The 15,623-nt window shown below is 34.8% G+C and carries 8 protein-coding genes and 1 tRNA gene; 3 read left to right on the forward strand and 6 right to left on the reverse strand.

Annotated elements, in window-relative coordinates; genetic code table 11:
* Window positions 1-11 precede the first annotated feature (11 nt).
* Both OZP12_RS20205 and OZP12_RS20210 read right to left on the reverse strand, forming a co-directional pair.
* Window positions 12-3,074: a TAT-variant-translocated molybdopterin oxidoreductase gene (locus OZP12_RS20205; protein ID WP_281226900.1), complete on the reverse strand. Its 3,063-nt coding sequence runs from the start codon at window positions 3,072-3,074 to the stop codon at window positions 12-14.
* A 104-nt stretch (window positions 3,075-3,178) separates the two neighbouring features.
* Window positions 3,179-4,528, reverse strand: a complete 1,350-nt coding sequence (locus OZP12_RS20210) for a cytochrome c3 family protein (RefSeq protein ID WP_281226902.1) — start codon at window positions 4,526-4,528, stop codon at window positions 3,179-3,181.
* Between the two features lie 240 nt (window positions 4,529-4,768).
* On the opposite strand from OZP12_RS20210, the gene OZP12_RS20215 reads away from it, so the two are divergent.
* Entirely contained in the window at window positions 4,769-5,158 is a 390-nt protein-coding gene (locus OZP12_RS20215) for an SPOR domain-containing protein (RefSeq protein ID WP_281226903.1), read from the forward strand.
* An 880-nt stretch (window positions 5,159-6,038) separates the two neighbouring features.
* Here the strand turns inward: OZP12_RS20215 and infB are convergent.
* The 3 genes from infB to rimP form a co-directional block, all read right to left on the reverse strand.
* Entirely contained in the window at window positions 6,039-8,954 is a 2,916-nt protein-coding gene (gene infB / locus OZP12_RS20220; RefSeq protein ID WP_281226905.1) for a translation initiation factor IF-2, read from the reverse strand.
* 93 nt (window positions 8,955-9,047) lie between these two features.
* On the reverse strand, window positions 9,048-10,301 hold the full coding sequence (gene nusA, locus OZP12_RS20225; protein ID WP_281226906.1) for a transcription termination factor NusA: 1,254 nt from the start codon (window positions 10,299-10,301) through the stop codon (window positions 9,048-9,050).
* Between the two features lie 14 nt (window positions 10,302-10,315).
* The gene (gene rimP, locus OZP12_RS20230; protein ID WP_281226907.1) at window positions 10,316-10,780 is read right to left on the reverse strand and encodes a ribosome assembly cofactor RimP; all 465 of its coding nucleotides are present in this window, start codon (window positions 10,778-10,780) and stop codon (window positions 10,316-10,318) included.
* Window positions 10,781-10,956: 176 nt separating this feature from the next.
* On the opposite strand from rimP, the gene OZP12_RS20235 reads away from it, so the two are divergent.
* Window positions 10,957-11,781, forward strand: a complete 825-nt coding sequence (locus tag OZP12_RS20235) for a universal stress protein (RefSeq protein ID WP_281226908.1) — start codon at window positions 10,957-10,959, stop codon at window positions 11,779-11,781.
* A gap of 90 nt (window positions 11,782-11,871) precedes the next feature.
* Here OZP12_RS20235 and OZP12_RS20240 read toward each other — a convergent pair.
* Window positions 11,872-11,942 (reverse strand) — tRNA-Gln (locus OZP12_RS20240).
* A gap of 264 nt (window positions 11,943-12,206) precedes the next feature.
* Between OZP12_RS20240 and OZP12_RS20245 the strand changes: the two genes are divergently transcribed.
* Window positions 12,207-15,482: a glycosyltransferase family 117 protein gene (locus OZP12_RS20245; protein WP_281226909.1), complete on the forward strand. Its 3,276-nt coding sequence runs from the start codon at window positions 12,207-12,209 to the stop codon at window positions 15,480-15,482.
* Window positions 15,483-15,623 lie beyond the last annotated feature (141 nt).

The raw sequence follows: 15,623 nt of genomic DNA on the forward strand, positions 1-15,623 counted from the left end.
TAATTTTTGTACTAGGTATTTCTAACTTTAACGTGATATACAACATTTGGTCTTGTTCCAACATGCTCTAATAAATGATAACTTCTTTCATCTTCTGCTAATTTAGCAACAACAGATTCTTTATCATTTACATCTCCAAATACCATTGCTCCAGAAGAACAAGCATTTGAACAAGCAGTTTGGAATTCTCCATCTTTAATTGCTCTTCCTTCGTTTTTAGCTTTCAAAATAGTTGCTTGTGTCATTTGGATACACATAGAACATTTTTCCATTACCCCACGAGAACGAACATTTACATCAGGATTTAAAACCATACGTCCAAGATCATCATTCATATGATAATCAAATTCACTGTTTTTGTTGTATAAGAACCAGTTGAAACGACGTACTTTATAAGGACAGTTGTTAGCACAGTAACGAGTACCAACACATCTGTTATAAGCCATTTGGTTTTGGCCTTGACGACCGTGTGAAGTTGCAGCAACAGGACAAACAGTCTCACAAGGAGCATGATTACAATGTTGACACATTACAGGTTGGAAAGCAACTTGTGGATTATCTCCTGCTTTCTCCATTTCATTGAAAGTAGATAATGAACTAGCCAATCCAGCGATGTGCTCTTTTCTTTCATTATCTCCTTCAAAAGTACTTTCAGAAGAATAATATCTGTCAATACGCAACCAGTGCATATCTCTACTTCTTCTTACCTCAGATTTACCAACTACAGGAACGTTGTTTTCAGCGTGACATGCAATAACACAAGCTCCACATCCTGTACAAGCGTTCAAATCGATAGAAAGATTAAAGTGATGTCCAGTAGAACGATCAAATGAACCCCATAAATCAACTTCAGTAGTTTTTACTTCTTTGTGATCCAAAGATACTTCTGGTTTTTCGTTCCAGAATTCAGCATCTTTAGTATTGAATATTTCAAGAGTAGTTTCTTTGATAATATCACCTCTACCCATTAATGTTTTTTGACCTTGAACACAAGCAAATTCGTGTACTCCGTTAGCCTTTTCAATTGTAACAGATTGTACATTATTGAATCCGGCATACAAAGCATAAGCATTAATACCTACTTGCATCACTTCTTTCAAACCAGCTTTACGACCATAACCCAAAGCCATACCTACAGTTCCAACAGCTTGACCTGGTTGAACAATTACAGGAACATTTTCAAGTTTAACTCCATTAACAGTCAAATTAGCATAACTACCATTCAATCCACCGTTTGCAACGATTTCATTAGTTAATCCTAATCTCTTAGCATCAGCATTAGAAACAGTAACGTAGTTGTCCCAAGAAACTCTTGTCAATGGATCTGGGAACTCTTGCATCCATGGGTTATTAGCAGCTTGCCCATCTCCCATACCTGTTTTAGTATACAATACTAATTCAGTTGCAACTGGTTTTGACTGTGCCAATGCATTTGCAGCACCATTGTAGTCAGCAGTACCAGCAGCTGCAGCTGGAATAACACCTACAAAAACTCCATCATGTAAAACTTTATTCCAAGTTGAACCACCAATTATTGAAGATGAAAATGATTTCAAATAATCATAGTAAGTTCCAGGAATACCATTTAAAGACAATAAAATATCTTGAAATTGTTTTGTATTGAATAATGGACGGATAGTTGGTTGAGTAATATTGTAAGTTCCTTTAGTTAAAACTAAATCTCCCCAAGCCTCTAAGTAATGAGGAACTGGAGCAGCGATTGTTGACAAAGAAGCAGTTTCGTCTTCTTTTAAAGATAAAGCAACTGAAGTTTTTACTTTTTTCAATCCTTCAACAAACGATTTACTGTCTGCCAAAGTATAAACAGGGTTAACTCCGCTCATAATCAAAGTATGAACACTTCCAGCATTCATGTCTTTAACCAATTGAGCAACTTTTTCATTAGATCCTTTACGAATTTGTCTTGTTCCAGAAGTATTGAAAGCTTCACTAGCCAAAACTTGATTTATTGCAAGAACTAATAATTGAGCATTTTTATCTTGAATACCAGACACTAAAACAGATTTAGAACCTCCAGCTTTTAATTGTTGAGCTGCCTTAACAACTTCAGCTTTAAAAGCAGGATCTAACGAATTAGCAATTGATGATCCTGTAATGATATTATAAATTTGAACTAATGCATGTTTTTGATTAGCCGTTGACATTGCAATACGCTTATCAGCAGCAGCACCGGATAAAGTCATATTAGACTCTAACTGGATATGTTTAGAAATTGTTTTCTTTCCGACAGCACCGGATGGAATTCTTCCTTTTGCATATCCTGCATCATATCCTCCACCTTGCCAGTCTCCAAGGAAATCAGCTCCAACAGAAACAATTACTGAAGCTTTTGAAAAATCATAATCAACCAAAGCTCTTTCTCCATAAACAGCTTCGAAAGCATCCAAAGCTTCAGAAGAAGAAACAGCATCATAGATTACGTGTTTCGCATTAGGATTTTTAGCTATGAAATCAGCGATTAATTTTTCAGTAGAAGGACTCGCTAATGTATTTGTTAAAAATACCACTTGACCTCCAGCTGCTTTTGCATCAACAATACTGGATTTAATTTTTGAATCAACTGCAGACCATGAAGCGTTTTTAGCTTCTACTTTAGGCTCCTTCAAACGCATGCTATCATACAATCCTAAAATAGAACCGTGAATTCTAGCATTTGCTGCAAACTTAGCTCCAGCGATAGTGTTGTTGTCAATTTTGATTGGACGGCCTTCGCGAGTTTTAACCAAAAGGTTAGCAAAATCAAATCCATCAAAAACTGAAGTCGCATAATAATCTGCTACTCCAGGAATAATTTGCTCAGGCTGCTGCACATAAGGAATTGAGAAATGCACAGGACCTTCGCAAGCAGCAAGAGAAGCTGCCGCTGTACTAAAACCAACGTACTTTAAAAAGTCACGACGTGTAGTTGAAGATGAAGACATAGCCGCCTCATTTCCTAAAAATTCATCTGTAGGAATCTCTTCAACAAATTCGTTATTTCTAAGCGCCTCAACAATAGAACTATTTCCGTCTAGTTCTTCAACACTTTTCCAGTATTTTTTGTTTGATGACATATTATATATAAATATTAATCTTAATAATTTCTTTTTAGTTTCAAGCTTTTATTGTTTCAAGCTTCAAGTTTTAACAACTTGAAACCTGAAACTTCAAACCTTTTTTAGTAGTGACATTTACCACATTCTAATCCACCCATTTGAGCAGCAGTCAATTTATCTACACCATATTTTTTAGAAAGTTCTTCATGTATTTTTTTGTAATACTCATTACCTTCCATTTTAACATCAGTTTTTCTGTGACAGTTAATACACCATCCCATTGTTAACGGAGAGAATTGTTTCATAATTTCAAACTCCTGAACAGGACCGTGACATGTTTGACATTCAATACCAGCCGCAGTAACGTGCTGAGAGTGGTTGAAATAAACAAAATCAGGCAAGTTATGAATACGAACCCATTTTACAGGTTGCGTTTTTCCAGTATATTTTTGAGCAGTCGGATCCCAACCCACAGCTTTATATAATTTTTGAATTTCACCATCATAGTAAGCTTTACTGTACTCAGGTGTTGCTGTAGATTCAGCAACTTCACCAATACTCTTGTGACAGTTCATACAAACATTCAAAGAAGGAATACCAGCAGTTTTACTAACTCTTGAAGCAGAGTGACAATATTTACAGTTAATTTCGTTATCACCAGCGTGAATTCTATGAGAATAGTGAATTGGCTGAATTGGCTCATAATTTTGATCCACACCAACTTGCATTAAATACCCATACACTAAATAAGCACCAGCAAGCAACAAGAAAATTGCAGAAACCAATACTAAAAATTGATTTTTAACGAAAGCTTTCCAGATAGGCAAAGTAGGCTCTTTTGCAACAACCTCAATACCATTTGCCGCAGCAACCTTTCTTAGAACTCTGTTAACCAAAACCAACATTACGATAAGAATACCCATCACCAATGACAAGGCACCTAATATCACATTATTAGAAATACCCCCTTCTTGTGAAGCATCTTTGGCAGCACCAGGAACACCGGCAGCAGCTGTCGCCGCAGGGGCTTCAGCCTTTGGTTCAGATGTATAAGCAACAATATTATCTATATCCCCTTCAGATAACTGAGGAAATGCAGTCATCGGGATTTTATTATTTGCTTCAAAAACTTTAACAGCAGCAGCATCACCAGATTTAATTAAATCCGAACTATTATGAACCCATTTATAAATCCACTTAATATCATGTCTTGAAATAACATCTCTAAGAGCTGGACCTGTAGCCTTAGCATCCAATTTGTGACAAGCTGCACAATTGGTATTAAAAAGCTCTTTTCCTTTTGCTGCATCACCTCCAGAACTAGCCGCCGGAGCAGCAGCCTCTGCAGCTGGAGCAGTCGCTGCTGCAGAAGCAGCACCTTGTGCAAGTGAAGCTACGGAAATACTCAACATTAATGCTAAGCTTAAAAATAATTTCCTTGAATTCGAATTATGGTTACCCACCTTTTTCATATTAATATATTGATTATCTACTAAAAATTGTTCGTTTGCAACGTAAATAAGCTAAAAGACCTTATTCTCCTTATTTAAAAGACTATATCCTCCTTATTTAAAAACTGGCACAAAAATACGACTTCATAACTATTCTCAAAACCTTAAAATAATCTTAATTATAATTTATATCGAGTCTAAATAATAAACTATTACGTTTTCACGTTAAAAAAGTAATTTTGCAGAATAAATAATCAGATTATGAGATTTTTAAGAACAATTAAAACATTACTGCTGTTTACCATTTTTTTCACAACAACCAACAGAATTACAGCACAAAACTCCAATTTAGAGTTAAATCAAGACCCGAAATTCGAACAATTATTGAATGACAAGAGGAAAGTTAATACAAACCTCTCCTATTCTGACCGCTATAGGATTCAAATTTTCAATGGTGGCAGTGAAGGAGCAAAAAAAACATTAACAGAATTCCGCTTACAATATAAAAATCTAGATGGAACAATTATTTTCAACACACCTAATTACAAAGTATGGGTTGGCAATTTTAGAACCAGAATGGAAGCCGAACGCAACCTAGTTGAAATACAAAAGAATTACAGAAATGTCTTTTTAATTAAACCAACTAAATAAAAAAAACAGCCAAGTAGAACCTTGGCTGTTTTTTTATTCTTTAATTATTTTTTAGTTAACTCAACCTCAAATTTGAAAGCGACCTGAGACAAAAATTCTTTAAAATCCACTACAGAATTACCATTAGCTTCATCCAAAATAGTTCTAATAACAACATAAGGACTATTATATTCAAAACAAACTTATAGTGCAGTAGCTCCTCGTCTCAATACATAAAACTTCAGATGGACTTGTTTTCAAGTTTTCTTTTTCAGCATTATTTATAAAAAACCAATCATCACTGGTCACCTAACCAAGAACAACTTTTGGATTTGAAAAACCAAACTTCTTATTCTGTTTAAACGAAAGCAAGCCAATCAAACTTTTATCAGCCGCTAATTCACCTAAACTTTTAATTGCCATATTAGCCGCCTATTGGAAGAAAAAACATTTTTTCATCCTACAAAGGAATTCCAAACTGACTCATTATTGAACGGGCAGGCACATCATGCCGAACCAAACTATTAGCAATAACAATATCACCAAATTTAAATTTGAGTTGATTACTCCAGTAACACCAGTAAAAGCATTTCTATTATTTCAAACTCAACAATTAAATAAATAACAATTGTTACCAAAAACTACTTTGCCTTAACTGGAAAACACCACAACAACTCAACCTCATTTATAGCATCACAATAATAAGCTTGTATTTCTTTTACAACTAAGTTCTTTCTTTCAACAAAGAAACATATAATCATTTATTTCTTCCGGTATAACACCAAGAACGCCAATTTCCGCCATACAATTTTAACTTTCAAAACAGAGGCAATTAATTCAAATTATTATAAACAAAAAAAATCCCAACGAATTGGGATTTTCAAATATAAAATATCAAATATTATTTCAATTTCTTTTTGATTGCAACTTCGTGGTAAGCTTCGATAACATCTCTTTCTTCAATGTCATTATAACCTTTTACCTGAATACCACAATCATATCCTTTAGAAACCTCTTTCACATCGTCTTTGAAACGTTTCAGAGCCACCAACTCACCTTCATGAATCACAACCCCATCACGTACAATTCTGATTTTAGCATTTCTAAGGATTTTACCATCCACAACCATACAGCCGGCAATAGTACCAACTTTAGAAATCTTAAACAATTCTCTGATCTCAGCAGTACCAAGCACCTCTTCTTTCATTTCAGGAGCCAACATACCTTCCATCGCATCTTTCAAGTCATCGATCGCTGCGTAAATAATAGAATAGTAACGGATATCTATTTCTTCCTTATCGGCCAATTGTCTAGCATTACCAGCAGGACGAACGTTAAATCCAATAATAATTGCATCCGAAGCAGAAGCCAACATTACGTCAGTTTCCGTAATAGCACCAACTCCTTTATGAATAATATTAATTTGAATTTCTTCGGTAGACAATTTAGAGAACGAATCAGACAAGGCCTCAACAGAACCATCCACATCCCCTTTAAGGATAATGTTCAATTCTTTAAACTGACCCAATGCAATTCTACGTCCGATTTCATCTAATGTGATATGACGTTGCGTACGAACTGATTGTTCACGCATCAATTGAGAACGCTTAGCTGCAATTTGTTTTGCTTCTTTTTCATCCTCAAAAATATTAAATTTATCACCAGCAGTTGGAGCTCCATCTAATCCTAATACAGATACCGGAGTTGAAGGACCTGCCACTTTAACAGCATTCCCTCTTTCGTCATGCATGGCTTTAATTTTACCATGATGCTTCCCAGCCAACATATAATCTCCAATTCTAAGAGTTCCATGCTGCACTAATATAGTAGAAACATATCCTTTACCTTTATCAAGGAATGCCTCAACAACTGTTCCTTGAGCCACCTTATTTGGATTTGCTTTCAAGTCTAGGATTTCAGCTTCTAATAATACTTTTTCCAATAATTCCTTCACTCCAGTTCCAACTTTTGCAGAAATATCATGTGATTGAATTTTACCTCCCCAATCTTCAACAAGTAAATTCATACCTGCTAATTTTTCTTTGATTTTTTCAGGGTTGGCATTCGGTTTATCAATTTTATTGATAGCAAATATAATCGGTACACCTGCAGCCTGAGCATGAGAAATCGCCTCTTTCGTTTGTGGCATGATATCATCATCGGCAGCTACAACGATAATTGCAATATCGGTAACTTGAGCTCCACGAGCACGCATCGCGGTAAACGCTTCGTGACCCGGAGTATCCAAAAATGCAATTTTTTGACCATTGTCCAAAGTTACCCCGTAAGCACCAATGTGTTGTGTAATTCCTCCAGACTCACCAGCGATAACATTCTCTTTACGAATATAGTCAAGTAAAGATGTTTTACCGTGGTCAACGTGCCCCATTACAGTAACAATTGGAGCTCTATGCACAAGATCTTCTTCTTTATCTTCAACAACCTGAACAGCTTCTTCGATATCAACTGTAATAAACTCTACATCGTATCCAAATTCATCTGCTACAATTGTTAATGTTTCAGCATCCAATCGTTGGTTCATGGTAACCATGATTCCAAGAGACATACAAGTTCCAATTACTTTTGTAATCGGCACATCCATCATGATTGCAATTTCACCAACAGTAACGAACTCAGTAACTTTAATTGTTTTACTTCCTTCGTCCAAAGCTTTTTGCTCATCATCAGATCTCTGACGGTGCGTATCTCTTTTATCTCTTCTATATTTTGCTGCTTTAGATTTACCACCTTTACCTTGAAGTTTCTCCAAAGTTTCACGGATTTGGTTTTTAACCTCTTCTTCAGTTGGCTCAACTTTTGCCACAATTGCAGGCCTGTTTCCTTTTACAAATCCAGGTCTCGCATTTCTATCACCTCTATTTGCATTGAAACCACCACCTCCTCCAGTATTTGGAGTGATTTTATTAGGATTTTGCGCTCCGGGAGCTCCAGGCGTAGCGGGCTTATTAGGCGCACCAGGTTTAGGAGCAATTCTTTTACGTTTGTTTTTGTTAGCATTAGATCCAGGAGCACCAGGAGCACCCTGTGCACCAGGTTTATTTGGAGTAATTTTTGGCTCGTCTTTTTTCTTTTTTGGTTTATTGAATTGAGACAAATCAATAACTTGACCCGTTAAGGTTGCACCAGAAAGCTTTTGGTACTGAGTTACAATAGACTCTTCAACTGGCTCTTCGCTTGTAGTTGGCTCTGGTTTTTTATCTTTTACCGGTTCTGGTTTTTCAACTTTAACTTCGGTAAATTTAGGTTTGTCTTTTACTTCAGAATCAAGAGTAACTTTTTCAACTTTCTCTGCCGCAGGCTCTTTAACTACATTTTCGACAGTTTCTTTTTTGATTTCTTCTTTTACAACAGGTTTTTCCTCTGGGGTTACGTCTTTTGGAGCAATTACTTTTTCAGCAGCAACGGGCTCTGGAGCAGGGGTAGCTTTTTTTGGATTTAGGTCAATTTTACCAACTTGAATTGGTCCCGACAAAACAGCTCTAGCTTTAATCACTTCTTGCTGTTTCAAACGTTCTTCCTCTAGTTTGCGTTTGTCCTCAACTTCTTTTTCACGCTCAATACGCAAAGCTTCTTTTTCTTTCCTTTTCTCCTCACTTACTTCCTTAGAAGCTTCTTTATTCCCCTTGTCGCCTGCAAACTGACTTTGTAGGATATTAAATTCCTGCTCAGAAATTTTTGTGTTTGGGTTTGACTCTATTGCAATACCCTTATCTTTCAGATAATCCACAGCCCTTTCTAACGAAATATTTAATTCCCTTAAAACCTTGTTTATTCTAATAATTCTCTCTTCAGACATAAAACCTTTTTATTGTTACCTTGATTTTGTTGCTCTACTTAAAATTTGACAATAAAAGTAGAAATTTATTTTATATGAGGAATTAACAGCACATTAACTATCAAACTCCTCATTTAATATTCTCATTACATCTAAAATCGTTTCCTCTTCTAGATCTGTTCTTCTAACCAAATCCTCTACATCATGTTTCAAAATACTTTTCGCAGTATCCAAACCAATTTTTGCAAATTCTTCAATTACCCATTCTTCGATTTCATCAGAGAACTCAGTTAATTCAACATCATCCTCATCAGCAGTAGTTCCCGCAACATCTCCTTCACGAATTACATCCAATTCATAGCCTGTCAATAAACCAGCTAAACGAATATTATGACCTCCTCTACCGATTGCTTTAGAAACCTCTTCTAATTTCAAGAACACTTCAGCTCTTTTCGTTTCTTCATTGATTTTAATAGAAGAAACTTTTGCCGGGCTTAAAGCTCTTGTAATATATAGTTGGACGTTATTTGTATAATTAATAACATCAATATTTTCATTTCCTAATTCACGAACAATTCCATGAATACGAGATCCTTTCATACCTACACAAGCACCAACCGGATCAATACGATCATCATAAGAATCAACAGCAACTTTCGCTTTTTCACCTGGAATCCTCACAACATTTTTAACCATAATCAAACCGTCAAAAACCTCAGGAATTTCTTGTTCAAACAATTTTTCCAAGAACTTATCAGAAGTTCTGGACATAATAATTTGAGGTTTATTTCCTTTTAATTCAACACTTTCAATTATACCTCTTACATTATCCCCTTTACGGAAGAAATCAGATGGAATTTGTTTTTCTTTCGGCAAAATAATTTCGTTACCGTCATCATCCACCAAAATTACAACTCTTGGACGTACGTGGTGCACTTCTGCGGTATAAATATCGCCAATAATATCTTTAAATTGTTTATAAAGATTAGTATTATCGTGTTCGTGTATTTTTGAAATTAAATTTTGTCTTAAAGCCAAAATCGCTCTTCTACCCAAATCTATTAGCTTAACCTCTTCAGAAACCTCTTCACCAATTTCAAAATCGGCTTCAATTTTTCTAGCTTCAGTCAATGTAATTTCTTCATTTTCAAAATCCAAATCCTCGTCAGCAACGATTACTCTTCTTCTCCATATCTCCATATCTCCTTTATCAGGATTTATGATGATATCAAAATTTTCATCTGAACCGTATTTTTTCTTTAATGCATTTCTAAATACATCTTCCAAAATTGCCATAAGCGTTACACGATCAATAAGTTTATCATCTTTAAACTCTGAAAATGAATCGATTAATGCTAAATTTTCCATGCGAATTCTTTAAATTAAAATGTTACTGTAACAATTGCTTCTTTAATATCTGAGTAAGGTATTTGTTCTTCTTTTTGAACCGTCTCTTTTCCTTTACCAACTTTCTTTGGTTCCCTTGCTTTCCAAGACAAAATTATAAAAAGATCATTAGCTTCAACTAATTCTGCTTCAATATTTTGGGTATTTGTCTTAACAATTAATGTTCTTCCTATATTTTTCTTATACTGTCTAATCTGCTTTAGAGGAGAACCAACTCCGACCGAAGCAACTTCCAAAGAATAATCTTGCTCTTCCCTATCTAAATTACTTTCAATAGCGCGACTTACATCAATACAATCTTGCAAAACCACACCATTATCCCCATCAATCCCAACAACAATTTTAAAACTGTCCGACACGGTCAAGTCAATTAAAAAAATGGATGGTTTTTCAAGAAGTGCTTCTTCTACTACCTGTTTTACTTTTTCTTTAAATGTCATATTTTTATAAAAAGAGGGGACATTTAGTCCCCTCATTATTTAAGTTTCAATAAATAACGGTGCAAATATAGTGTTTTTTTATAAATCAAAAAAAATTGATTACTATTAAAAAAAATTTATATCTTTAAATTATTCAATTAATACAGTTTTACTGCATAAATTAAACCCCAAAACAGATGAAAAAAATCCTAATCCCAACTGACTTTTCAAAATATGCTGATGAAGCAATAGAAGTTGGAGCACAAATCGCAAAGGAAAACGACTGCGAAATTATCTTAATCCACATGCTTGAACTACCAGGCCAAATGAATGACGCTATTACCGGCGCAACAAGCATACCTGAAATTATGCTTTTCAAACGCAAGGCCGAAGAAACCTTAAAAAGCATCAAAAACCGCCCTTATTTAGCGGGTCTCAAAATAACAGAAGTTGTTCGACTTGACGGAGCCTACCAAGGAATCAACAACTACATCAAACAACACAGCATGGACCTTATTATCATGGGGTCACATGGCGCAACCGGAATTAACGAAATCATCATTGGATCAAATACAGAAAAAGTAGTAAGGCAATCCGAAACCCCTGTATTAGTCATTAAAAATAAAATAGATGATTTCAAAGTTAAAAAAATAGTCTTTGCTTCTGATTTCTCAAAAGACATCAAAAAACCATTTCAAAAACTACTTGATTTCAACAAATTATTTGGTTCGAAATTAAAACTACTAATGGTTTGTACCCCAAATAGTTTCAAAAGCACTACTACTGCACGCAAAATAGTAACTGATTTTGTTGCCGATTTTGACATGCCTGAATATTCTTTTGAAATACATAACGAAAGCAACATAGAAAAAGGAATCATTAATTATGCCGAAGAAAAAAAAGCAGATTTAATTGCATTATGCACACACGGAAGAACCGGCCTTGGACATTTCTTCACAGGTAGCATCTCCGAAGATTTAGTCAATCACGCCACAAAACCTGTATTGACTTTCAAAATATAACTTTATAAAACGAAAAAGCCTCTTGAGGCTTTTTTCATAAACTTAAATTCATTGCATAAAAAAAGCCTCTCAAACGAGAGGCTTCTTATGTTGGTCTACTAGGACTCGAACCTAGAAAGACTGCACCAAAAACAGTTGTGTTACCATTACACCATAGACCAGCAAACCTGCTAACATTTCTGCTTAGCGAGTGCAAATTTAGAACAAAATCCTAGTTGTGCAAACTTTTTTTGTTTTTTTCTTCAAAAAAATTGCAACAAATTTCAATTTAAAAAACAAAATCTGATTAAAATACTGAAAACCAAACTATTTATGAAAACGATTATTTTCAATTAAAATTATATTAATGCGACTTAACTTTAAAAAAAAAAACATTTTCTTTGTAACGCTTTTAAAAACATATAAAAAAACAGAAGACTAGTTATATGACATCATTCAATTTCAACAAATGGAATACCATTACAGGTTGGCTCGCCTTTACAATCGCTTTAATAACTTACACGCTTACTGTTGAACCCACAATGAGTTTTTGGGATTGTGGCGAATATATCGCTACAGCTGCCAAACTTGAAGTTGGACACCCACCGGGAGCTCCGTTGTTCCAAATGATTGGTGCATTTTTTGCAATGTTTGCCATAGACAAAGAGCATATTGCCTTAATGGTTAATATGACTTCTGTATTTTCAAGTGCCTTTACTATATTGTTTATGTTTTGGTCATCAACAATGATCTTAAAAAAAATAATTGGTCAATATAACGAAATCAATACAAATAATTCAATCGTAATCCTCGGAAGCTCTTTAGTTGGTTCTTTAGCTTATACTTTTTCAGACAGTTTCTGGTTTAACGCCGTTGAAGCCGAAGTTTACGCAATGGCAACTCTCCTAATCTCTTTACTTTTATGGCTGGGATTACGTTGGGAGCAGGAAATGGAAACTCCAAGAGGGAACCGTTGGCTGCTTTTAATCTCATTAGTTGTTGGATTATCATTTGGCGTACACTTCATGTCACTATTAACTATTCCTGCTATTGGATTTTTATATTATTTCAAACATTACAAAACAGTAACTATTAAAAACTTTATCATTGCCAATATTGTAGTAGTTTCCGTTCTGCTTTTTATTTTCAAATTATTACTTCCTTACACAATGGCATTGTTTGGGAAAACCGAAATTTTCATGGTAAATTCAATGGGATTACCTTTTAACTCTGGAACAATTTTCATAACCCTGCTTTTAATCGGTTTCTTTTATTTTGGTTTGAACTATACCCGCAAAAAAGGATTAATCTTTTACAACACAATAACACTTTGTATCCTTTTCATTTTTATCGGATTCTCAACTTGGCTGATGTTGCCAATTCGCGCAAATTCCAACACCGTTATCAATGAAAACAAACCTTCAGATGCTGCCGAGGTTTTAGCCTATTACAACAGAGAGCAATATGGCGTGAATCCGTTATTCTATGGCCCTCAATATACCGAAGCTTTTGCTGGATTGGATCCTAACAATCCTTATTTGGATAAAGCTCCCAACTACGAGAGAGATTACAAAACCGGAAAATATGTAATTGTAAACAACTACGTAAAAGCTGAACAAAATAGTGATGACGCTCAAAAAACTATTTTGCCAAGGATGTGGAGTACAGAGCATATTGAAAACTACATCAATTTCACAAATCCACCTGCATTTAAAGTAGATCCGAACCATAATTATGACGAAGATCTTGTAAAATACGGCTTAGATCCAAGTAAATTAAGCGAAGAAGATTACAACAAAGCAACAGCACAACTAAGAAACGAAACTGAGAAAACAGTAGCCGAGTTCAGACAAGCCTATGCTCAAAAACAAATAGACAACGAAGGTTATGTCGCATTCCTAAACCATTATCATGATTATTTGATTATTGACAAACCAACTACCGTAGACAATTTCAGTTTTATGTTTGAATACCAGTTTGGTTATATGTACTGGAGATACCTGATGTGGAATTTTGTTGGAAGACAAAACGACGAACAGGGAAGATATGATTACCTGGATGGCAACTGGATAAGTGGAATTCCATTCGCAGACAACTTGCATATAGGTTCTCAGGATAATTTACCATCAGATGTATTAAACAACAAAGGTCGAAACACTTATTTCTTCTTGCCATTTATCCTTGGCTTAATCGGAATCATGTTTCATTTTAGCAAAGACAAAAAAAGCTTTTACGTTTTGCTTGCCCTATTCCTTTTTATGGGAATTGCATTGAAGATTTACCTTAACGAAAGACCATTTGAACCACGTGAAAGAGATTATGCTTTAGTGGGATCATTCTATGTGTTTGCAATTTGGATTGGATTTGGAGTATATTCTTTATATGAAAGTGCAAAAAAATATATTGCTCCAAAAATTTCCGGACCAGTACTTATCGCAGGATCTTTGTTAGCTGCACCTATACTTATGGCTTACCAAAACTGGGATGACCATGACCGTTCAGGAAAATTTACTGCTACAGCAATGGCAAAAGCATATCTTGAATCTTGCGATCCTAATGCTATTCTATTTACTATCGGAGATAATGACACCTTTCCGCTTTGGTATGCTCAGGAAATAGAAGGTATCCGAACTGATGTTAAAATTGTCAACACCAGTTTATTTATGACGGATTGGTATATTGACCAAATGAAAAGAAAAGCATACGAATCGAATGCATTACCTATTTCATTCACACATGATGAATATGTAGGGGATAAATTAGATTATGTGGCTCACATAGAAAAAACAGAAAGCCGTTGGGATTTAAAAGATTTCATCAAATTTATAAAAGACCCGAGATCTACTGTAGAAATGCAAAACGGGCAAACTATTCATTATTATCCGACTAATAAAATCAGAATCCCTATTGATAAAGCAAATATCATAAAGAACAAAGTAGTAAATCCTTCACTAAACGATTCTATTGTTCCTTATATAGATATTGATATCAAAGGAAGTGCTATCTACAAAAATAGGCTAATGATGTTGGATCTTATTAACAACAACAACTGGAAAAGGCCTGTTTACTTCAGTGGAGGAGCGTTTGATGATGAAGACTATTTATGGATGAAAGACTATCTGCAATTAGAAGGCATGGTTTATAAATTAGTACCTATAAAAACTAATTTGCCAAAAGATGGAGGTCAAATAGATATGGGACGAATTGATTCAGACAACATGTATAACAAAGTAATGAAATGGGACTGGGGTAACAGTGACAGTGACAAAATATATCACGATCCGGAAACTCGCAGAGAAAGTCTTACTTACAGAATGAACTTGGCTCGATTGATGAACAAACTGATAGAAGAAGGCAAAATTGACAAAGCGAAAAACATCATCAATTTGGCAATGACAAAAATGCCTTTGGAAAAGTTTGGCTACTATTCACTTTTAGAGCCATTCGCAAAAGGATATTATGATGTTGGAGAAAAAGCCAAAGCTCATGATCTATTGGACAAACTAATGGGTAAATACAAAGAAAGCCTTAATTATTACGCTAAATTAACAGCATCAGAACAATCTAACGTAAGCATTGAAATCATAACCGACATCGAGCGCTACAGAGGTTTATTGCAAGTGATGAAAGAAAGTAATGATATAGATTATTACAATTCAAGCAAAAAGACTTTCAACACCTATATTGAAATCTTTGCCCGTTTTGGACGCAAAAAAGAATAATAATTAGATTCAAAATATCGAAAAATGCAGTGTAAAAGCACTGCATTTTTTTTGCTTAAAAGGCTAATTAATTGTAGTATTGAATCATGAAATCGCCATTAACAACAAGTTTGTTGTAAACAAACACCTATAAATAATAGC

It is taken from the genome of Flavobacterium aquiphilum (genome assembly GCF_027111335.1).
GTDB classification, from domain to species: domain Bacteria; phylum Bacteroidota; class Bacteroidia; order Flavobacteriales; family Flavobacteriaceae; genus Flavobacterium; species Flavobacterium aquiphilum.

Excerpts from the sequence above, each read along its gene's own strand:
- OZP12_RS20215 (WP_281226903.1), top strand. The coding sequence starts at position 4,769 with ATGAGATTTTTAAGAACAATTAAAACATTACTGCTGTTTACCATTTTT.
- OZP12_RS20210 (WP_281226902.1), bottom strand. The coding sequence starts at position 4,528 with ATGAAAAAGGTGGGTAACCATAATTCGAATTCAAGGAAATTATTTTTA.
- OZP12_RS20245 (WP_281226909.1), top strand. The coding sequence starts at position 12,207 with ATGACATCATTCAATTTCAACAAATGGAATACCATTACAGGTTGGCTC.
- infB (WP_281226905.1), bottom strand. The coding sequence starts at position 8,954 with ATGTCTGAAGAGAGAATTATTAGAATAAACAAGGTTTTAAGGGAATTA.
- rimP (WP_281226907.1), bottom strand. The coding sequence starts at position 10,780 with ATGACATTTAAAGAAAAAGTAAAACAGGTAGTAGAAGAAGCACTTCTT.
- nusA (WP_281226906.1), bottom strand. The coding sequence starts at position 10,301 with ATGGAAAATTTAGCATTAATCGATTCATTTTCAGAGTTTAAAGATGAT.
- OZP12_RS20235 (WP_281226908.1), top strand. The coding sequence starts at position 10,957 with ATGAAAAAAATCCTAATCCCAACTGACTTTTCAAAATATGCTGATGAA.
- OZP12_RS20205 (WP_281226900.1), bottom strand. The coding sequence starts at position 3,074 with ATGTCATCAAACAAAAAATACTGGAAAAGTGTTGAAGAACTAGACGGA.